The sequence below is a fragment of the Nocardiopsis sp. iso_25 genome (assembly GCF_056173305.1).
Genome location: NZ_CM149667.1, coordinates 735,192 through 753,395, shown reverse-complemented (window position 1 = coordinate 753,395; position 18,204 = coordinate 735,192). Strand labels below are relative to the sequence as shown.

The 18,204-nt window shown below is 72.9% G+C and carries 21 protein-coding genes; 14 read left to right on the top strand and 7 right to left on the bottom strand.

The window, feature by feature from the left end:
• Nucleotides 1–93 precede the first annotated feature (93 nt).
• The gene (locus AC0VX6_RS03545) at nucleotides 94–1,413 is read right to left on the bottom strand and encodes a methyltransferase family protein (RefSeq protein ID WP_274976182.1); all 1,320 of its coding nucleotides are present in this window, start codon (nucleotides 1,411–1,413) and stop codon (nucleotides 94–96) included.
• Complete coding sequence (locus tag AC0VX6_RS03540) at nucleotides 1,410–2,354, bottom strand: hypothetical protein (protein WP_475467370.1); 945 nt, start codon at nucleotides 2,352–2,354, stop codon at nucleotides 1,410–1,412. Before AC0VX6_RS03540 ends, AC0VX6_RS03545 begins: the two co-directional genes overlap by 4 nt.
• Nucleotides 2,355–2,445: 91 nt before the next feature.
• Here AC0VX6_RS03540 and AC0VX6_RS03535 point away from each other — a divergent pair, with 91 nt between their 5' ends.
• From AC0VX6_RS03535 to AC0VX6_RS03520, 4 genes are all read left to right on the top strand, one after another.
• Nucleotides 2,446–3,114, top strand: coding sequence for a TetR family transcriptional regulator (locus AC0VX6_RS03535; protein WP_274976180.1), 669 nt, complete (start codon nucleotides 2,446–2,448; stop codon nucleotides 3,112–3,114).
• Complete coding sequence (locus tag AC0VX6_RS03530) at nucleotides 3,111–3,599, top strand: NUDIX hydrolase (RefSeq protein WP_475467369.1); 489 nt, start codon at nucleotides 3,111–3,113, stop codon at nucleotides 3,597–3,599. The genes AC0VX6_RS03535 and AC0VX6_RS03530 overlap by 4 nt, the downstream gene beginning before the upstream one ends.
• A gap of 99 nt (nucleotides 3,600–3,698) precedes the next feature.
• Nucleotides 3,699–4,016: a plasmid mobilization protein gene (locus AC0VX6_RS03525; RefSeq protein WP_475467368.1), complete on the top strand. Its 318-nt coding sequence runs from the start codon at nucleotides 3,699–3,701 to the stop codon at nucleotides 4,014–4,016.
• Nucleotides 4,013–4,498, top strand: a complete 486-nt coding sequence (locus tag AC0VX6_RS03520; protein ID WP_475467367.1) for a hypothetical protein — start codon at nucleotides 4,013–4,015, stop codon at nucleotides 4,496–4,498. The genes AC0VX6_RS03525 and AC0VX6_RS03520 overlap by 4 nt, the downstream gene beginning before the upstream one ends.
• Before the next feature lie 68 nt (nucleotides 4,499–4,566).
• Here AC0VX6_RS03520 and AC0VX6_RS03515 read toward each other — a convergent pair whose 3' ends face one another.
• Both AC0VX6_RS03515 and AC0VX6_RS03510 read right to left on the bottom strand, forming a co-directional pair.
• Nucleotides 4,567–5,013 carry a hypothetical protein gene (locus AC0VX6_RS03515; RefSeq protein WP_274976176.1) on the bottom strand — a complete coding sequence of 149 codons (447 nt, stop codon included), beginning with the start codon at nucleotides 5,011–5,013 and terminating at the stop codon, nucleotides 4,567–4,569.
• A 631-nt stretch (nucleotides 5,014–5,644) separates the two neighbouring features.
• Nucleotides 5,645–7,138, bottom strand: a complete 1,494-nt coding sequence (locus AC0VX6_RS03510) for an NAD(P)H-hydrate dehydratase (RefSeq protein ID WP_475467366.1) — start codon at nucleotides 7,136–7,138, stop codon at nucleotides 5,645–5,647.
• A 155-nt stretch (nucleotides 7,139–7,293) separates the two neighbouring features.
• Between AC0VX6_RS03510 and AC0VX6_RS03505 the strand changes: the two genes are divergently transcribed.
• Nucleotides 7,294–8,124: a peptidoglycan recognition protein family protein gene (locus AC0VX6_RS03505; protein WP_475467365.1), complete on the top strand. Its 831-nt coding sequence runs from the start codon at nucleotides 7,294–7,296 to the stop codon at nucleotides 8,122–8,124.
• Between the two features lie 44 nt (nucleotides 8,125–8,168).
• On the opposite strand, the gene AC0VX6_RS03500 is transcribed toward AC0VX6_RS03505, so the two are convergent.
• On the bottom strand, nucleotides 8,169–8,621 hold the full coding sequence (locus tag AC0VX6_RS03500) for an excalibur calcium-binding domain-containing protein (RefSeq protein ID WP_475467364.1): 453 nt from the start codon (nucleotides 8,619–8,621) through the stop codon (nucleotides 8,169–8,171).
• Between the two features lie 340 nt (nucleotides 8,622–8,961).
• Nucleotides 8,962–9,798 carry a DUF4352 domain-containing protein gene (locus AC0VX6_RS03495; protein ID WP_475467363.1) on the bottom strand — a complete coding sequence of 279 codons (837 nt, stop codon included), beginning with the start codon at nucleotides 9,796–9,798 and terminating at the stop codon, nucleotides 8,962–8,964.
• 280 nt (nucleotides 9,799–10,078) lie between these two features.
• On the opposite strand from AC0VX6_RS03495, the gene AC0VX6_RS03490 reads away from it, so the two are divergent.
• From AC0VX6_RS03490 to AC0VX6_RS03455, 8 genes are all read left to right on the top strand, one after another.
• Nucleotides 10,079–10,441: a cyclin family protein gene (locus AC0VX6_RS03490; RefSeq protein ID WP_174546564.1), complete on the top strand. Its 363-nt coding sequence runs from the start codon at nucleotides 10,079–10,081 to the stop codon at nucleotides 10,439–10,441.
• Nucleotides 10,434–10,874 (top strand): hypothetical protein, encoded by a 441-nt coding sequence (locus tag AC0VX6_RS03485; RefSeq protein ID WP_274976171.1) that lies wholly within the window; start codon nucleotides 10,434–10,436, stop codon nucleotides 10,872–10,874. The genes AC0VX6_RS03490 and AC0VX6_RS03485 overlap by 8 nt, the downstream gene beginning before the upstream one ends.
• A 124-nt stretch (nucleotides 10,875–10,998) precedes the next feature.
• Entirely contained in the window at nucleotides 10,999–11,850 is an 852-nt protein-coding gene (locus tag AC0VX6_RS03480) for a sulfurtransferase (protein ID WP_274976170.1), read from the top strand.
• Nucleotides 11,851–12,154: 304 nt separating this feature from the next.
• Nucleotides 12,155–12,760 (top strand): DUF4178 domain-containing protein, encoded by a 606-nt coding sequence (locus AC0VX6_RS03475; protein WP_475467362.1) that lies wholly within the window; start codon nucleotides 12,155–12,157, stop codon nucleotides 12,758–12,760.
• 7 nt (nucleotides 12,761–12,767) lie between these two features.
• On the top strand, nucleotides 12,768–13,313 hold the full coding sequence (locus tag AC0VX6_RS03470) for a DUF2617 family protein (protein ID WP_475467361.1): 546 nt from the start codon (nucleotides 12,768–12,770) through the stop codon (nucleotides 13,311–13,313).
• Nucleotides 13,310–13,654 (top strand): hypothetical protein, encoded by a 345-nt coding sequence (locus AC0VX6_RS03465; RefSeq protein ID WP_274976167.1) that lies wholly within the window; start codon nucleotides 13,310–13,312, stop codon nucleotides 13,652–13,654. Before AC0VX6_RS03470 ends, AC0VX6_RS03465 begins: the two co-directional genes overlap by 4 nt.
• Nucleotides 13,655–13,713: 59 nt before the next feature.
• Complete coding sequence (locus AC0VX6_RS03460; RefSeq protein ID WP_274976166.1) at nucleotides 13,714–14,142, top strand: DUF350 domain-containing protein; 429 nt, start codon at nucleotides 13,714–13,716, stop codon at nucleotides 14,140–14,142.
• A gap of 70 nt (nucleotides 14,143–14,212) precedes the next feature.
• The gene (locus tag AC0VX6_RS03455) at nucleotides 14,213–15,778 is read left to right on the top strand and encodes a polyamine aminopropyltransferase (protein ID WP_274976165.1); all 1,566 of its coding nucleotides are present in this window, start codon (nucleotides 14,213–14,215) and stop codon (nucleotides 15,776–15,778) included.
• 699 nt (nucleotides 15,779–16,477) lie between these two features.
• On the opposite strand, the gene AC0VX6_RS03450 is transcribed toward AC0VX6_RS03455, so the two are convergent.
• Nucleotides 16,478–16,717: a hypothetical protein gene (locus tag AC0VX6_RS03450; protein ID WP_274976163.1), complete on the bottom strand. Its 240-nt coding sequence runs from the start codon at nucleotides 16,715–16,717 to the stop codon at nucleotides 16,478–16,480.
• Between the two features lie 649 nt (nucleotides 16,718–17,366).
• Here AC0VX6_RS03450 and AC0VX6_RS03445 point away from each other — a divergent pair.
• Nucleotides 17,367–18,182: a GntR family transcriptional regulator gene (locus tag AC0VX6_RS03445; RefSeq protein WP_475467360.1), complete on the top strand. Its 816-nt coding sequence runs from the start codon at nucleotides 17,367–17,369 to the stop codon at nucleotides 18,180–18,182.
• The last annotated feature ends 22 nt before the right edge of the window (nucleotides 18,183–18,204 follow it).

The window sequence follows — 18,204 nt, the reverse complement described above, 5'->3', positions numbered from 1 at the left end:
CCCGGGCGAACCTTCCCGGCCACGGCACTAGACGCGGGCGGCACTCTCCGTGTCGGCCGGAAACGTGTCGGCCGGAAACGGGTCGGCGCGGACTCACACCCGCGCGCCGGGCAACGGCTCCCCACCGCCGCGGGGAGCGCCCGGCTCCTCCCCTGCCCCTCCTTCGCCGAGGGGTTCGCGCGAGGGCCGCGGTCCGGCCCCGAAGGCGTCCGCGCACAACTGCGCGAAGTGCCGCACCCCCGGCAGGTCGAGAGCCCAGCCCGCGAGCGCCCACCCCAGGTGCAGGTGCTCCAGCGCCCGGGCCAGCGCCGACACCCCGCTCCAGCGCAGCCCCTCGGGGTTCTCGTAGGTGAGGCGGTACAGCACCTCGGGGTGCTCCGCCGCCGGTCGCGGCTCCAGCGCCACCGGCGCGCGGGCGGCCAGCCAGCCGCCCAGGCCCCGGCACATCGCGCAGTCCGCGGCCACGTACAGCGTGCCCGGCGCGCGGCCGGGCCACGGCCGCCACCGGGGCAGCCAGGCGCGCACGCCCGCCCGGTAGGCCTCCCAGTCCCCGCCGAACGCCGCCCGCAGCTGGCCGCCCTCGTGCCAGGCGGCGAACCCCGCGCCGTAGGCGAGGGCCGCGAGCGCGCCGAGCAGCAGCCGCGGGTCGCCGGTCACAGGGGCCAGGACCAGGTACACCCCGGCGACGGTGGCCTGCATCGGGTTGCGCAGGTAGGCGTAGGGGCCGCTGGTGACCAGCCGCGACGGCGGGTCGAAGGGCAGCGGGGTGCCGCCGCCCACCCGCGCGAACTCGCGGGCCGCCGCCAGTCCCGGCAGGCACACCGGGGCCAGGACCTGGGCGGCCACGAAGGCCGTGCCCGGACCGGGCAGGGCGTCCAGCGCGGCCAGCGGCAGGACCACCATGGCCCCGAACGCCAGGAGCGCCTGCGCCCACATCCGGGCGTGCACCAGCTGGCCGGTGCGCGTCCAGTAGGCCAGCATCAGCGCGGGGATCAGGCACAGCGCGGAGCCGACGAACTCGCCGAGCAGCCAGAGCGGGCCCAGCACCACGACGGGTTCGGCGAGCGGCATGACGATGACGTCCACCCACACGAGCAGACCGCTGAGCAGCGGCACCGGCAGCAGGCGCAGCAGCAGCGCGGGCAGCGCGCCCCACAGCACCGCCCAGGCCAGCAGCAGGTCCACGGGCATGCCGAGCCACACCGCGCCCTCGGCGTGGAAGGACCACCAGCCGACGCGCAGCGCGTACAGGTTGAGCGGAACCAGCGTGAGCAGGGCCCACGCCCCGGCCACCAGCATCGCCGCGACCTCGCGAGGGCGGGGCGCGCGCCACAGGCACAGTCCGGCCAGCAGGAACAGCGGGGCGAACAGGCCGACGCCGCGGATCAGCGCCGCGGGCAGTTCCGGGATCATCGGGAGCCCTCCGGGGCGGCGGCGAAGGTGGCGGCGAGGTACTCGGCGGCCAGGTCGGTGGCGTAGGACTGGACCGGCCCGAAGTACCAGGAGGGCTCGTAGGTGCGCTCGTAGTCGATGGACCAGGTCAGGCGGGTCCCGTCTCCCTCGGCGCGCCACACGGCCTCGGCGCCGCGCATGTCCATCCAGTTCGCGAAGGCGGTGTCCTCCACCACCTCGAACACCACGCGCCCGCCGTCCCCGCGGACCTCGCTCGCAGTGATCCGGAGCTCCATGTGGCGCGGTGTGGGCTCGGCGCCCGGCTCCAGCGTGCGGCGCGGGGTGAAGCGCACGTGCCGGGTGTCACCGACCTCCAGGCCCTCGCCGGAGGCCGAGACGGGCTCGGGGAAGGGCACGGCCCGCAGGAAGAGCGCGTCGGGGGCGGCGTAGGCGGGCGGGACGGCCAGGGCGGCGGCGACCTCGTGCGGGGCGGCGGCGACCAGGACGTGGCCCTCGCCGCGGTCCTCCCGGGGCAGGAGGGAGGTTCCGGCGACGCCCTCCAGAGCGAGCACGAACAGCAGCGGCACCGCGAACAGGGCGTGCCGGGAGCGGTCCCGCCAGGAGACGAGCGCCCCGGCCGTCCAGGTGACCACGGCGACGACCCCGTAGATCAGCGGCGCGGCGATGAGCAGGCAGACCATGCCCTCGCCGAGCAGGGGACCGGCCAGGGCCAGGCAGAGAGTGGTGACGGCCATGGTGACGCCCATGGCGCTGCGGGCCCGCACGGTGAACACCACGAGCAGGGCGATGGTCGCGGGCAGGCCGACGTAGAACAGCGCGGTCTGGTCCAGGCCGCCCCAGTGGTGGATCCGGAGCGCCAGCAGGGCGGCGAAGGCGGTCAGGACCAGGGCCGCGAGCAGCAGGCGGGCCCCGGAGGGCGCGGGGGAGTCGCTTCGGGGCACGGGGGAACTCCTTCAGCATGCGATTAAATCGCTTGGTTTAATCACTCGATTAAACCGTATGCTGAAAACCTCCCCGAGAGCAAGGAGGGCCATGGCCAGGGGCGGCGGAGGACGGCGCACGAGCGAGGAGACGAGGGAGCGGCTCCTGGCGGCCGCCAGCGAGGTCCTGCGCGAGGAGGGCTACGCCGGGGCGTCGGCGCGCAGTATCGCCGCGCGCGCGGAGGCCAACTCGGCGCTGGTCTTCTACCACTTCGGCGGCGTGGACCAGCTTCTGCTGGCGGCGCTGGACCGCTCCAGCGCCGAGCGCATGGCGATGTACCGGGAGATCGCGGCACGGGCCGGCACCCTGGAGGAGCTGGTGGAGGCGGCGATGCGCATCTACCGGACCGACCTGGAGCGCGGCTACATCACCGAGTTCTCCGAGCTGGTGGCCGCCGCCGTCACCAAACCGGAGCTGCGCACGCAGATCCGGGACCGCTCGGAGCCGTGGATCGCCTTCATCGAGCAGGAATGGAACCGGGTCCTGGGCGGGTCCGCCCTCGGGAAGCTGCTGCCCGCCCGCGAGGTGGCCTACGGGGCGATCACGTTCTACCTGGGGGTGAACCTGTTCTCGGTGCTCGACGAGGACCACTCGCGCACCGAGGCGGTGTTCGACCTGGCCCGCGGACTGGCCCCCCGGGCCAGGCTCCTGACGCTGCGCCTGCCCCGCCGCGACCGGGGGGTAGGCTCGCCCGCGGACGAGGACGAGGAGGACGCATGAGCACAGGCATCACGGTGGCCCCCGGGATCGAGTTCCCCGACACCGCCGACGGCCGGACCCACGTGGCGGCCGCGGTGATCGCCGACGACCGCGGAAGGGTCTTCGCCCAGCGCCGGTCCCCCACGCGCAAGGTGTTCCCGCACTGCTGGGACATCGTGGGCGGACACGTCGAGCAGGGCGAGACCATGCTGGAGGGGCTGGCGCGCGAGGTCGGGGAGGAGACCGGCTGGCGGCTGACCGGTGTGCTGGCGGAGCTGTTCCGGCTGGACTGGGACCCCGGGGACGGCCTGACCCGGCACGAGGTGGACTACCTGGTGCGGGTTGAGGGCGACCTGGACGCGCCCCGCCTGGAGCCGGGCAAGCACACCGAGTTCCTGTGGGTGGACGACTCCCTGGTGCACCGGCTGCACGACCACCGCGACCCGGGCGACTACTTCATCGCCGACATCGTGCGGCTCGGCCTCGACGCCGCCCGCGCACGCTGACGGGCGGCCGCACACCCGGCGCCGGAGCACCGCGCCCCGGCCCCTCGACGGCGCCGACGAAGGTGGACGCGGCGTAATACGCGTAATACCATTGGGGGCATGGCCAAGGTACGCATCAGCATCAGCCTCGACCCCGAGCACGCGGACCGCATCAGAAGCCACGCGGAACGGGCGGGGATGGACCTCTCCTCGTACATGGTGAACGCCGCCACCAGGCAGATGGTCGAGGTCGAAGCCGCCGAGGAGGTCTTCTCCGGCATCGACGCCGTCATCGCCGAAGCGGAGGCCAGGGCCGCCGGCTACACCCCGGTCGACGAGGCAGCGGAACTCTCCGAGGGGGAGCGCGGGGAGGTCGCCGACGCCCTGCGCCTGGTCTACGGGGACGAGGCGGACGCGGACCGGGGGCAGGTCGCGTGACCGCCATGGTGCCGGTGTACGACACCGGCATGCTCATCGCCCTGGCCTCGGGCAAGGCCAAGGCGTCGCACCTGCACCAGGGGCTCGGTAGGACCCCGCACCGCCCCATCGTCCCCGGCCCGGTCCTGGCACAGGCCTGGAGGTCGGACCCGGCCACCGTGCACGCCCTGGGGCGCGTACTCAAGGAGTGCACCGTTCCCCAGGCCAGGTCCTCCGCACCCGCGCTGCGCCCGTCCCGCGCCGGTCAGGTCACCTGCATCATGTGCTCCACGGCGCCCGACACCACAGACTGGCGGCGTATCGGCGTGCTCCTGGGCAGCGCGGACCTGCCCCCGAAGAAACGACCGGACGCGGTGGACGCCATGGTCGCCTGGACCGCGGCACGGCACGGGGAGGCCGTGGTGTTCACCAGCGACCCCGACGACGTCGGGGCCCACCTCCGGGCGATCGGCACCGAGAGCGTCCACGTGGTCCCCGTCTAGCACCTGTCCGTGCACCGGACCCGTGCGGCACGGCGTCGGTGCCGTCCGCGTGCCGGGTGGTGGTCAGGTCAGATGCCGGTGGGCATCCAGGCGAGCACGAGCCCGAGCCACACGGCGAACGGGCCCGCCACCAGGTCCCGGCCCCACTCCAGGGGCCGGTCAGCGGAGGGCAGCATCCCCTCACCCGCCTTCCGGACGAACCGGGTGATCCGTTGGGCGGCTTCCTCGTCCCGGGCCGGGGTGCTCCCCCAGGCCCTCGAACAGAACGCCCTTCCGTCGAGGAAGTGGACGGCGACCCCGTTCCCGGCGTCGGCCCGCGCGACCCACTCCACGGGTACGGAGACCCAGACGGCGTACCGCTTCAGGAGCAGGCGCGTCCCGGACAGGCGGACCTCCGGGTAGACGGTCCGCTGCCAGACCACCAGCCCGAGGACCGGCAGAAGAGGGGCCGCTACCAGCACGTACCAGTCACCCTCCCCCGCGCCGAACACGAGCACCGCGGAGAGCGTCGCCATCACCAGTACCGCGGCGACACCCAGGACACGGAACCGGCCGCGGTACAGGGTGACCGGCCGCGCGGCCGAAGGGTCGGACCGGTCTTCAGCCTCCCGCCCGGCCCGGAGTCGGAGCAGGAGATCGTGGGACGGGCTTCCCGGAAGACCGACCACGCCCCAGAGGACGAACCCCCCTGCTCCGACGAGGGGCGCGCCCTCACGCGCGGTCCAGAGGACACAGGCCACGGTGAAGAATCCCCACCAGATCCGCGCGCACGAACGGGGAAGCCGTGCGGCCCGCAGCGCATCGCGCCACAGCCCCGCACGACCGCTCGTCCGGTCGCCACCGCGGTGGGCGCCGATGCGACGCGTCTCCGCGTACAGCGCGATCAGGGTTCCGACGAGGAACAGTGGGAGGAGGACCGCTGCGGTGATCAGACGGCACCGGCCAGGGGTGCGGAGGCGAGGAACATGGGGGATGCCCGTCGTGTCCGGGGGAGGGGACCCCAGCATCCCACGGCGGTCCGACACCCCTCCCCCGGCCCCGCGCGCGAACCGCACCGGGGCGAACCCATGGGGGCTCGGCTATACGCGTTCCGGGGACGGCGTCCACGCGGCCCGGCGGGCGACCCGATGCCGCCCCAGCTCCGTCTCAGGCCGCCCGGCGGACCTCGGCCACCGCGAGCGGCAGCGCCTCCAGCAGGTCGGACGCGCTGATCGGGGCTCCGTCCCGGGCCAGCGAGGCGGCGCGTCCGTGCAGGTAGGCGCCGCACATCGCCGCCTCCCTGGCGGGCAGCCCGGCGGCCAAGAGCGCGCCGACCACCCCCGACAGCACGTCTCCGGTCCCGGCGGTGGCCAGCAGCGGCGTTCCGGTCGGGTTGACGACCACCGGGGCCCCCGGGTGCGCGATCACCGTGGTCGACCCCTTGAGCAGGATCGTGCACCCGAAACGGTCGCGGGCGCGGGCCGCGTGCTCCAGGCGGCGCGCCTCGACGTCCTTCCGGTCCGCGCCCAGCATCCGGGCCAGCTCCCCGGCGTGCGGCGTCAGCAGCGTGTGCGCCTTCCGCTCCCGCAGCAGCTCGCACAGCGGTTCACCCCAGTCACCGGTGAGCAGGGTGAGCCCGTCCGCGTCCACCAGCACCGGGACGTCGCTGTCCAGGACCGCGCGGAGCTCGTCGGCGTTGGCCGGGTGCGTGCCCCGGCCGGAGCCGACGACGACGGCGGACACCCGCCCGGGCGACAGGTCGGTGCTGATCTGCGAGTCGAGGAGGCCGGCGACGGTCTCCGGCCAGCGGGCGAGCACCTGGTCCACCACGGCCGGGCCGCCCCCGTAGCGCACCATGCCGACCCCGGTGCGCAGCGCTCCGCCCACGCACAGGACCGCGGCGCCCCGGTAGCGGTCGGAGCCCGCGCGGACGGCGAGGACGCCCCGCCGGTACTTGTCCGACTCCGCCCCGGCGACCGGCAGGAGCGAGGCGACGTCCGCAGCCCGCGGACTGACCAGGTCGGGCCCGGGCAGCTCCGGGGTCAGCCCGATGTCCACGAGACGGACCCTGCCCGCGTGTTCGGCGCCCGGATCGACGAACAGGCCGGGCTTGTGGGTGCCGAAGGTGACCGTGACGTCGGCGCGGACGGCGTGTCCGGCCACCTCGCCGGTGTCGGCGTCCACCCCGCTGGGCAGGTCCACGGCGACCACGGGGACGGGCGCGTTCGCGGCGAGCAGGGCCAGGGTGGAGTGCGGCCTGCGCAGGCCGCCGCTACCGCCGATGCCCACGAGCCCGTCCACGACGAGGTCGGCGTCGAACAGGTCGCTCTCGTCGGCGAGGGCGTCGGTGAACCAGCGGACCCGCCCGCCCGCCGACCGCAGGGCGGCGATCCCGCCCTCGTGGACGCGCCGCCCGGCGATCAGGGCGCGCACGGCCGCGCCCCGGGCGGCCAGCGCGGCGCCCGCGTACAGCGCGTCGCCCCCGTTGTCCCCGCCGCCGACCATGAGGACGACCCGCGCCCCGTACACGCGGGGCAGCAGCCGCGCGCACTCGGCGGCGAGTCCGGTGGCCGCCCTGCGCATGAGGGCCCCCTCGGGGAGGCGCGCCATGAGCGCGCGCTCGGCCTCGCGGACGGTGTCGGCGGTGTGTGCGGAGCGCACGGGTTACCTCCCAGGTTCGGGTCGGCCACCATCGTGCCGCAGAGGGCTCCGGGTACGGGGGCTCCGCCACACCGGGTGGCCGACAACAAGGAATTTTCCACGCAAAGTGAACACCCCCCTACCCTTCGGAGTGTCGACTTGACACAATGGGGGGTATGCCTCGACCGAGCAAATACGTCTCTCGGTCCGATCTGGGATGGGGTTCCTCGCCCGCGACCCGGGCCAATCCCCGATCCGGACTGGTCATCCACTACGACAGCGCCGATCAGGGGCTGGCCGCGAAGGACCACTCGGCCTGCCTGAAGTACTGGCGCGACACCCGCTCCTTCCACACCGGCCCCTCCCGCGGCTGGGCCGACGTCGGATATTCCTTTATGTCCTGTTCGCACGGATATGTCCTTGAAGGCCGGGGGCTGTACAAGACCCAGGCCGCGCAGCCGGGGGGCAACACCTCCCACTACTCGGTGACCCTGGCCACCGGCCCCACGGACGCCATCACCCCGGAGCAGATCAACGCCGTGCGCGCGCTCCGCCAGTGGCTGATGGAACCGGACACGTCGATCGCCGGAACGGTGCTCGGGCACCGCGACTTCGTCTCCACCTCGTGCCCGGGCGACAAGGCCTACGCCCTCGTCCGCGACGGCACGTTCGAAAAGCCCCCCGGGGAGATCACGGAGGTAAACGACATGCTCGGACTCGCGATCGGCAGTACGGGGGACGCGGTCAAGCTCCTCCAGCTCAAGGTCACCCGGGCGGGCTTCGGCGACGCCCTGGGCGCGGGCGGGGTCGACGGCGACTACGGGGAGGCCACCGCCGAGGCCGTACGACTGACCCGCGAGTACGTCGGCAGCCGCGCCCTGCCCGGGTACGGCGACAAGATGACCGCCCACGCCGTCGACCAAGTGGAGGCCGCCCTCGTCAAGCGCGCGCTGACGGGGGCCGCCACGAAGGCGGAGGCCTCCGCGGAGGAGGCCTCACCGGCGTAGGGGGAGCACCGGCGGCCCGGAACCGGTCCCGGGCCGGACTCCCGTCACTCGCAGGCGACGCCGTCGTCGTCGCGGTCCAGGTGGGAGCCGTAGCCCGGGTCGCCGCGGCGTACGGGCGCCGCGCCCGCGGCGCGCGCCGCGTCGCAGTTCTCGTAGTAGGCCGGGGCGCCGCCGCCGGTGTCACCGCCCCCGCCGCTGCCGCCGTCGTCCGGGCGTTCGGTCACCGTCTCCGTGACGGTCTCCGTGGCGGTGACGGTCACCTCCACCTCGACCTCCTCGGTCGCGGTGGCGGTCGGCTCCACCGTCTCGGACACGGTCGCGGTCACCGTGGCGGCCGGGGGCGGCGGACCCGCCTGGTCGGAGCCGCCTCCGGCGAGCGCGCTGGCGCAGGAGCCGATCATCACGGTCAGGACCAGGGCGCCGAAGCACCCCAGGCATCCGAGGCCGATCTTGCCGCCGGTGGACACGGCGGCGGGGGAACGCGGGGGCAGGGACATGGCGGGGCTCCGGGGGATGCGCAGGGAGCGGTGGAGCGGGTACCGCGCTGGACGGGCGCGTGCGGGCGGGGACGCGCGCGTGCGCCGACGATATACGAGCCAGCCGCGAAAAAGGTCCCTTTCACGGTAGAAAGCGGCTTTCGCGACACCCGGCCGTTCTGCCATCGCACCCGGCCGCTCCGTTGCCGTACCCGGACGCCCCCTCGGAGACCTCCGCACGCATGGACGGACACCTCAGTAGACCCGGCCGGATACCGCCGGACACCGGCGAACGTCGGGAACACAGCACGAAGCCCCGGCCGCGGGGCGTGCGGCCGGGGCTTCGCGGTGCGTGCGTGGACTACTGGACCGTCGTGGCGATGGGGTCCTCCATACCGAAACTGGGGTCGTAGCGGACCTCGGTCACCACGACCTCGCCGACCACGGCGATCTGCCCCGTGACCGAGGAGCCGGGCGCGAGGGTGCCGACCTCGATGTGCTGGATGTCGGCGAAGAGCGCGTCGGCCCAGTCGGTGCGCTCGGTCCCGTCGGAGAGCACCGTCGTGAAGTAGAGCGGGTTGATGTCGAGCGGCTCGTCGCCGTTGTTGGTGAGCTCGACGTCGAGCACCGTGTAGACGGTGTCGTCGATGGTGTCACCGGCCGTGCCCGCGGCGGTGGCGGTCAGGGTTACGCCCTGCTCGTTGGCGGGCTGCTCGGCCGCGCCGCCCTCGGACTCCTGCGTGCCCTCCTGCTGGGTGGGCGCCGAGGGCGTGGAGGTCGAGGCGCTGTCGTCGCCGCCCGCCATCGAGGCGAGGATCACGATGACGATGACCACGATGACCACCAGGCCGAGGCAGCCGCCGCCGATGCCGAGGCCGACCTTGGCGCCGGTGGACATGCCCTTCTTCGGGGGCTGGCCGCCGGGCGGCGGGCCGTAGGGGTCTCCGGGGCCGCCGGGGGGCATGCCGCCGTAGGGGTCTCCGGGACCACCGGGGGGCATGCCGCCGTAGGGGGGCTGGCCGGGAGGCGGTCCGCCCGGGCCCCCGTAGGGCGGCTGGCCGCCGGACGGGTCTCCGTAGCCGGGCTGGCCTCCGCCGGGAGGGCCGTAGCCGGGCTGGCCGCCGTAGGGCTGGTAGCCGCCGGTGCCGTCACCGTGGGGAGGCTGCTGGGGGCCGGAAGGGTACTGGGGATAGGACAACGGGGTGCTCCGGTCTCGTACACGATGCCTGAGGGAATGTGCCGCGGGCCTGAGCCGTGTACCGGCTGGAACACATGCGGCTTCGAGGACCATATCCGACGCGGGTGTACCGTCGCCTCGCAAGCCCCGTGTCCACGCTGTCCGGAATAGGGCGTTTCCGCTGTCGGGCGGGCCCCGGCCCGGGAGCCGACGGGGGACGGTGCGTTCCGGTGGCCCTGACGTACTACGCTGTGTCGTAGAAGCCCGCTGGCATGGCGTGAGGACGACGAGCGGAGGCGGCGTGGTCGACTGGCTGACCATGACGATTCAGATGGTGTCACTGGCGTTGGCCGGGTGGTGCCTCGTCTCGACCTTCCGCGACCAGCCCATGGTGGTCCCGCACCTGGTCGGCATGGCTGTCCTGTGGCTGCTCGTGCTCGGACAGGTGGCCGCCACCGTCGTCACCATGGTCGGCGGCGAGCGGCCCGCCGAGACGGCCATGTTCGTGTCCTACCTGGCCACGGTCGCGCTGCTGCCGCCCGCGTGCGCCGTGTGGGGCTTCATGGAGCGGAGCAGGTGGGGCCCGGCGGTGATCGCCTTCGCGTGCCTGATCCTGCCCGTCCTGTTCGTCCGCCTCGAACAGCTCTGGAGCCCCGTTGTCTGAGTCCGCCGCGACCCGGGACAGAACCCTGCGCACCGGCCCCGGGCGGCTGCTCGTCGCCGTGTACGGGGTGTTCGCGCTCGCCGCGACCGCGCGCGGGGGCTACCAACTGGCCACGAGGTTCGACGAGGCGCCGCTGGCCTACGGGCTCTCGCTGCTCGCCGGGGTGATCTACCTGGTGGCGGCGGTGGGCCTGGCCCGGGCCGGGCGGACCTCGCGCAGGGTCGCGCTGGTCTCGTGCAGTGTCGAACTGGTCGGTGTGCTGGCGGTGGGCGCGGTCAGCCTGTTCCTGCCGGGAGTCTTCCCCGACGACACGGTGTGGTCGAACTTCGGCGCCGGGTACCTGTTCATCCCGCTGGTGCTGCCGGTGCTGGGGCTGTGGTGGATCCTGCGCGTCCACCGCATGGTCCGGGGCGACGGGGGCCGCGGCGCCTGAACGGCGTCCCCCGAGCCCGCTCGCCGTTCCGCGGCCGGGTAAGCCCTCCCCCGGGCCGGTACGGCGGCGGGCACCGGGCACACCCCTCCCCACCTGCCGGGACGGAACGCCTAGTGTGGTGCCCATGTCCGAACTCCTGACCCTGCCGGTGGCCGTGTCGGCCGACTGGCTCCGCGAAAACCGCGACCGGGTGGTCCTCGTCGACTCCCGGTGGTACCTCGACGGGCGCTCCGGCCGCGACGCCCACCGCGCCGGACACCTGCCCGGCGCCGTCTTCACCGACCTGGACACCGACCTGGCCGCCCCGGCCGGTGCCGAGGGCGGACGCCACCCGCTGCCCTCCGCTGCCGACTTCGCCGACGCCCTCGGCCGCCTCGGCATCGGCGACGACTCCTCCGTGGTGGTCTACGACGACGCGGGCGGTTCCGTGGCCGCCCGCCTGGTGTGGATGCTGCGCGTGCTGGGCACCCCGGCGGCCTTCCTCGACGGGGGCGTCCAGGCGTGGACCGGCGAACTGGAGGAGGGCGACGTCGCCCCCCGGCCGGTGCACCGCACCCCGCTGCCCTGGCCCGCGGACCGGATCGTGCACACCGACACCGTCCGCGCCGAGGCGGGCGATCCGGCGCACCTGCTGGTGGACGCCCGCGCCCGCGAACGCTACACCGGTGAGCGGCCCGCACCCGTCGACGCCCGGCCGGGGCACGTGCCGGGAGCCCGCAGCGCCGAGTGGACGGGGAACCTGGACGACGACGGGCTCCTGGCCGCCCCGGGAATCCTGCGTGAACGCTTCGCCGCCCTCGGCGCCGACTCCGCCGACACCGTCACCGCCTACTGCGGATCCGGAGTCACCGCCTGCCACGACCTGCTCGCCCTGGAGCACGCCGGGTACGCCGGCGCCCGTCTGTACCCGGGGTCGTGGAGCCGCTGGGGAGGCGACGACACCCTCCCGGTGGAGACCGGAGACCCCCGGGTCTGAAACCCCTGCGCACCGGGACACGGACGCGTCGGCCCGAGCCGCCGGGACCGGGGCGCCGGCGTCCCGGTCCCGTGTCCGGGAGCGCGCCGCGGCGTACTCCCGGACACGGGACCGTTATCAACGATCACCGTCCGTGAGAGGTTCCCGGACCGGGCGTCTTTCGTGTCCTGATCTGGTCACATGTGGAACCGACCCCTCGCACGCGGCGTCAGAGCGTCAGTAGGATTGCCCGGCCCCGGGGAACACGCAGGCAGGGGACGTACACGGCCTCGCTCCCCCATGCCCCACCGCGAAACGAGGAACATTGGCCATCGAACTCCTGCTGCTGCTCATCCTGGTCGGCGTCGCCGTCGTGATCGGCGTCCTGATCTACGCACAGCGCGCCAAGAAACCGAAGACGGCCCCCGAACCCCCCGCCCCGCCGCGGGACCCCTTCGCCGACACGGGCGACAGCACCGCCGGCGACCCGCGCGCCATCAAGGCGGGCGACATGATCGACTGGGGCACCGAGCGGACCTGGATCCGCGGCACCCTGCGCCTGTCCGAGGGCGGCTTCACCTGGTCGGAGCACTTCCTGGAGGTCGAGGGCGGCAAGCGCTGGCTCTCGGTGGAGGAGGACCCCGACGTGGAGCTGGCCTTGTGGACCGGCCGCCCCGACCTGGACATCATCCCCCAGGGCAAGAGCATCGAGCTGGAGGGCACCGTCTACCGGCTCCAGGAGAAGGGCACCGGCTCCTACCGCTCCGAGGGCACCACCGGGCTCAAGGCCTCCGGGGGCCTGGACTACGCCGACTACGAGTCCGACGACGGACGGCTGCTGTCCTTCGAGCGCTTCGACCACGGGCGCTGGGAGGCCAGCACGGGGAACAAGGTCGCCCCGGGCACCTTCACCATCTACCCGGGGAGCTGACCGGAACGTGCGCGCGAGCATCAGCGCCCCCTTCGTCGACACCAGCGCCGACGACCTGGTCTGGGCCCTGCGCCACCCGCTGGTCGACCCCCTGGCCGCCCGCACCGTCCGGGTGCCGGGGGCCCGGGTCGAGCTGCGGGTGCTCGGCGCCTCCCACCAGGTGGTCGTCACGCCGGAGCCGTCGCCCGGGGCCCTGGTGGCCGGGGAGCCGCTGGTGGAGACGGTGGCCTGCCTGCCCGGCCTCCCCGGCGGTCTGCCCGGCAGCGCCGACCGTCCCGACCTGGGCGGCTACCGTTTCGGCTCGCGCGTGGAGTCCCTGACCCGCACCGAACTGGCCCGCCGGGTGGAGGGGATCCACCGGGAGGTGGAGGACTCCCCCGGCGGCCTGCTCGTCGCCTTCCCCGGCGATCCGCTGGCGGTCACCGCGCTGCACCTGGTCCCCGGCGGACCACTCGGCTGGCGCACCTGGCACGCCTACCCCCAGAGCGGCGAGCTGGTGACGACCACCTCGACCGTGACCCTTCCCCCCACTTCAGGGAGAACCGCACCATGAAGGCATACGAGGAGCCCGCGAACAACGGCAACAGGAACGTCATCATCACGGTGTTCGTCGTGATCGGCGTCATCCTGCTGGTCCTGATCCTGCTCAGCGCCTGCTCCAACAACAGCAACAACTACTGCCCCGACGACGACGTGGTCCAGATCGAGGGCTATGACGATGACGACTGCGACGGGTCCTCGGGATCCTCCGGCGGCGGAGGATTCTTCTTCTTCGGCGGGGGCACCGGCGGCAGCAGCTACAGGGACAACAACAGCAGCAGCTACAGCGGCGGCAGCAGCAGCAACGGCAGCGGCAGCAACTACCGAGGCGGCGGCAGCGGCTTCGGCAAGTAGTCTCCTTCCCCACACGTCACGAACACGTCAACCGAAATCCCCTACCTGCGAACAGGACCATGAACGAGATCCTCCTCAACGCGCTCGGAGCCCTCGCCTACGGCGGAGTGGGCATCGCCATCCTCGTGCTGGGCTACCTCCTCACCGACCTCCTCACGCCCGGCAAGCTGCACGTGCTGATCTGGGAGAACCGCAACCGCAACGCGGTCCTGCTCGTGTCCGCGAACACGCTGGGCTCGGCCATCGTCGTCACCTCGGCGATCCTCTCCAGCGAGTCCGAGATCGGGCTGGGCGCGGGCCTGCTCTCGGCCGCCGTCTACGGCCTGATCGGCCTGGGCGTGATGGCGCTGTCATTCGTGCTGATCGACCTCCTCGTCCCCGCCAAGATCGCCCAGATGATCAGCAACGACGAGCCGCACCCGGCCACCTGGGTGAGCGCCTCCGCACACGTGGCGATCGCGGTCGTCATCGCCGCGGCCCTGACCTGACGCCCCTCCCCCCACCGGCCCCCTGCCCCGGGCGACCGCACCACCGCACCACCACACGAAGGCAGTTCCGTTGACTGAGACCACCGTCCGCACACGGCCCCGACTGCCGGTACCCGCCAGGGCGGCCCGGTTCCTCGTGTTGCTGGCGGTGTTCGTCTGCGCCGCCTGCGGTCTGGTGTACGAGCTCGCGCTGGTCGCCATCGGCAGCTACCTGCTGGGCGACAGCATCACCCAGGCCTCCGTGGTCCTGTCGGTGATGGTGTTCGCGATGGGCGTGGGCTCCCTGTTGTCCAAGCGCTTCCAGGCGCACCCCGCCGCGGCCTTCGCGGTGATCGAGGGCCTGCTCTCGCTGGTCGGCGGACTGTCCGTGCTGCTGCTGTACGGGGCGTTCGCCTGGTTCTCCGCCTACCAGCCCGCCTTGGTGGCGCTGTCGTTCGCCATCGGGCTCCTCATCGGCATGGAGATCCCGCTGTTGATGACGCTGATCCAGCGCATCCGCAGGCAGGACGCCTCCGACGCGGTCGCCGACCTGTTCGCCGCGGACTACGTGGGCGGCCTGATCGGCGGCCTGGCCTTCCCGTTCCTGCTGCTCCCTCTGCTGGGCCTGCCCAAGGGCGCGCTGATGGTGGGCGCGCTCAACGCCGTCGTCGGCGTGGCGGTGGTGCTGTGGCTGTTCCGCGCGGAGCTGACCCGGCGGGCCTACGCGGGTCTGAGCCTGGGCCTGGCGCTCATCATCGCGGTGCTCGGCCTGGCCTACGCCTACGCCGACCAGTTCGAGGTGGACGCGCGCCAGGCGCTGTACCGCGACCCGATCGTGCACGCGGAGCGCTCCGAGTACCAGGAGATCGTGCTCACCCGGTCCCTGGACGGCCGGGACGTGCGCCTGTTCCTCAACGGGAGCCTCCAGTTCTCCAGCCTGGACGAGTACCGCTACCACGAGTCGCTGGTGCACCCGGCGATGGCGGGACCGCACGGGGACGTGCTGGTGCTGGGCGGCGGCGACGGCCTGGCCCTGCGCGAGATCCTGGCCTACGACGACGTGGCCTCGGCCACCCTGGTGGACCTGGACCCGGCCGTGATCGAGCTGGCCTCGACCGACCCGGTGATCAGCGGCCTCAACGGGGACTCCTTCGAGGACCCGCGTGTGGACGTGATCAACACCGACGCCTTCCAGTGGCTGCGCGAGAACCGCGAGGAGTTCGACGTCATCATCGCCGACCTCCCGGACGGGGACTCCGTGGGCACCGCCAAGCTCTACTCGGTGGAGTTCTACGCCCTCCTGCGCCACGCCCTGTCCGAGGAGGGCCGCATGGTCGTGCAGGCGGGTTCGCCCTTCTTCGCTCCGGAGGCCTACTGGGGCGTGGGCGACTCCCTGGAGGCGGCGGACCTGGCGGTCACGCCCTACAACGTGGACGTGCCGAGCTTCGGCAACTGGGGCTTCTACCTCACCTCACCCGGGTCCGCACCCGAGCTGCGCGTCCCCGGGGACGCGCCGCCGCTGAGCTTCCTCGACCCGGCCCTGCTGGAGGCCGCGCAGGTCTTCCCCAAGGACCGCCGCGAGGAGGACGTGGAGGAGTCGACCCTCATGCACCCGAGGATCATCGGCTACCACCAGGGGGCCTGGCGGGGCTACTGACGCCGGTCCGCGGACCGGCGCCGCCTCTGAGGCAAACACCGCGCGGCCTGAGGACTTGGGCCAGTGGGCGGCCACGCGGTGTGTCTGGGGAGGGGCTGATCGGGGGTCCGGTCCCGTCCCGGGGGACGGCGGTCGCGGGCGGAGGGGCGGACGGAAGGTCTGCGGCGCCGGACGGGACAAGGGTGCGCCTCCCCGCGTTCCCCGACGGCCTGGGCCCATCCTGACCCGCTGGTCGAACTCGGCGAAACCGCCACGCCGTACCCGACACCGGCCCAGCCAACCCCTTACCCAGACTTTCCCGCCCTTTTCCGGCTTCCCGCCCGCTCGTCCGCCGCCGTGGCGGCGGGTTCGCCGCTTCGCACCCCATCCCCGGGAGCATGGAGTTCTCAGTCCCCCAGTGGACGCGGGGGCGGCACATCGACGTGGGAACGGTGCTCCACCCACTCGTGGACCGGACAACACCAGACCCACCAACGGGCCCAGGGCAAGGACCAGACCGTACAGCCGTCCATCAGTCCTTCTCCTTCTGCCGACGCGTCAACGCGGCGCGCATGGCCTCGTGGGAGGAGGCGGCGATCCGCTCGTGCGGGTCGCCCGGACCGGTCCAGCCCGGCGGTCGGTACGCGACGACCTAGTCACCCTCCAGGGTGAGCACCCACCGGCCCTGGATGAGATCGTTGAGCAGATGGTCCAGGGGGGTCACCGGTCCACCACCAGGTGTTCCAGCGGCGATGCCCAGACGAGCCTGTGCGGGCGGGGGTCTGGACGGTGCTCCCGTGCCACGCGGGTGACCGTCCCCCTGGTCGCGCCGTACAAGGGTTGTCCCTCCAGCGTCGGGCCGAGGTAGATCACCCGGCACCGGTGGGCGGCGGCCCAGGCGCGCAGACCCTGGAGGGTCGGCAGCTCGCGGATGTCGCAGACGCACACGCGGGCCTTCACGCGGCCACCGTCCGACGGTGACGTCCGGGACGCTTCTCCTGGCATGAGACCCCCGGCAGGATCCTGACTCCGAGCTGGTAGCGGTCCGCGCTCCGGAGCTGGAGCACGTCCACCGGCTCGAAGGTCCACTCGGCTTCCCAGGGGAGCACGGGCCTGGGAGGGAGCGGAGGAATCTCCGCCCCTGGAGCTGTCCGGAGTGTGAGGAGCGGAATCGGACCCGTGATGACGTGCGGGCGCGGAGCGGGCAGGCGGGACGCGTACCGGCGGACGCGGGGCCCGCGCCGACGGGCGTGGCGTGCGCTCGTGCGAGCCGTTGGCCACAGCGCGGACGCGATCAGGGACAGGTAGCGCATGGGGCGTCTCCTCGGGCAAGGTACCGGATGGGAAGCCCGGCGGGCCATCAGGACGAGACACCGCGCAGCCGTGACCGCCAAGCCGCATGCCGCGCGGTGCCACGCTCGGGTTCCGGCGCCTGAGGCACACTGGGAGTGTGACCGCCAAACGCTCCAACACCCACGAGTCAGCGCGGAGCCGCTGACTTTATAGGGGCTAAACCCTCCGCGTGTGATGACAGTAACTCGACCTTTCGCTCGACGCAATAGGGGGGCTAAAGTCCGTGGTGATGGAGTACCTGAAGTGAGGATTCGTCTTGGACGCACGGACATTGCATGACATCGCCGCTATGCCGGACCCGCTGGAGAGAGCCCGCGCCGCTTCCGCCGCGATGACGAGCCTCCAGGGGCAGAGCGTTGAGCTGTCCCGGATTCGGCGCGGAGCCATTATCGAGGCCCAGCAGTCCGGGATGCGTCAGGAGGACATCGCTCGGCACCTCGGCGTGTCGCCCGGCCGGGTGAGCCAGATGAAGAAGGCGGGCGCGGAGGAATCCGCGCACAAGGCGCCCACCGGTCCCGTCGAGCCACGTCCGCGCGTACTCGTCCAGCGTGCGCTGCCGACCCCTCCGAGCACACGCGGTTCGAAGTCGCTCTACCTGACCGAGGCACAGCAGCAGGGGCTCACTCCGGAGCGGAAGATGCTGTTCGTGGGGCAGGAGCCCGCGAACGAACACGTCGCCCTGGGACTACGCCTCGAACCCGGGGACCCGGTCATCGCCCGACGCAAGATGTTCTGGGCCAATGAGGTGCCCGTGCGCATCAGCACGTCGTACTTCCGGGTGGACGTCGGCGAGAACACCAGGTTGGACGGTGAGGGATTCGTTCTACCGACCCTCCAGGCCGCCATCGAGGATCTTGGGCACCGGTTCGGACACGCCACCGAGACGCTGACCGCGCGCCCGGCGACACCGTACGAGGCGGACCTGCTCGACATTCCCGGCGAGTGGGTGGTGCAGGTGCTCCGTGTCAGCCACTCCACCGAGGACGTGCCCGTCCACGCGCTGGAGACGATCTGCGCGGCGACACGGCATGTCTTCCCGATCGGCCAAGCTGTCGACAGCGATCAGTTCTGAACGGCCTACGCGAGACGGCCCT

Coding starts and splice junctions, on each gene's coding strand:
- AC0VX6_RS03545 (WP_274976182.1), bottom strand. CDS start 1,413: ATGATCCCGGAACTGCCCGCGGCGCTGATCCGCGGCGTCGGCCTGTTC.
- AC0VX6_RS03535 (WP_274976180.1), top strand. CDS start 2,446: ATGGCCAGGGGCGGCGGAGGACGGCGCACGAGCGAGGAGACGAGGGAG.
- AC0VX6_RS03530 (WP_475467369.1), top strand. CDS start 3,111: ATGAGCACAGGCATCACGGTGGCCCCCGGGATCGAGTTCCCCGACACC.
- AC0VX6_RS03525 (WP_475467368.1), top strand. CDS start 3,699: ATGGCCAAGGTACGCATCAGCATCAGCCTCGACCCCGAGCACGCGGAC.
- AC0VX6_RS03515 (WP_274976176.1), bottom strand. CDS start 5,013: ATGGCGACGCTCTCCGCGGTGCTCGTGTTCGGCGCGGGGGAGGGTGAC.
- AC0VX6_RS03505 (WP_475467365.1), top strand. CDS start 7,294: ATGCCTCGACCGAGCAAATACGTCTCTCGGTCCGATCTGGGATGGGGT.
- AC0VX6_RS03500 (WP_475467364.1), bottom strand. CDS start 8,621: ATGTCCCTGCCCCCGCGTTCCCCCGCCGCCGTGTCCACCGGCGGCAAG.
- AC0VX6_RS03480 (WP_274976170.1), top strand. CDS start 10,999: ATGTCCGAACTCCTGACCCTGCCGGTGGCCGTGTCGGCCGACTGGCTC.
- AC0VX6_RS03465 (WP_274976167.1), top strand. CDS start 13,310: ATGAAGGCATACGAGGAGCCCGCGAACAACGGCAACAGGAACGTCATC.
- AC0VX6_RS03460 (WP_274976166.1), top strand. CDS start 13,714: ATGAACGAGATCCTCCTCAACGCGCTCGGAGCCCTCGCCTACGGCGGA.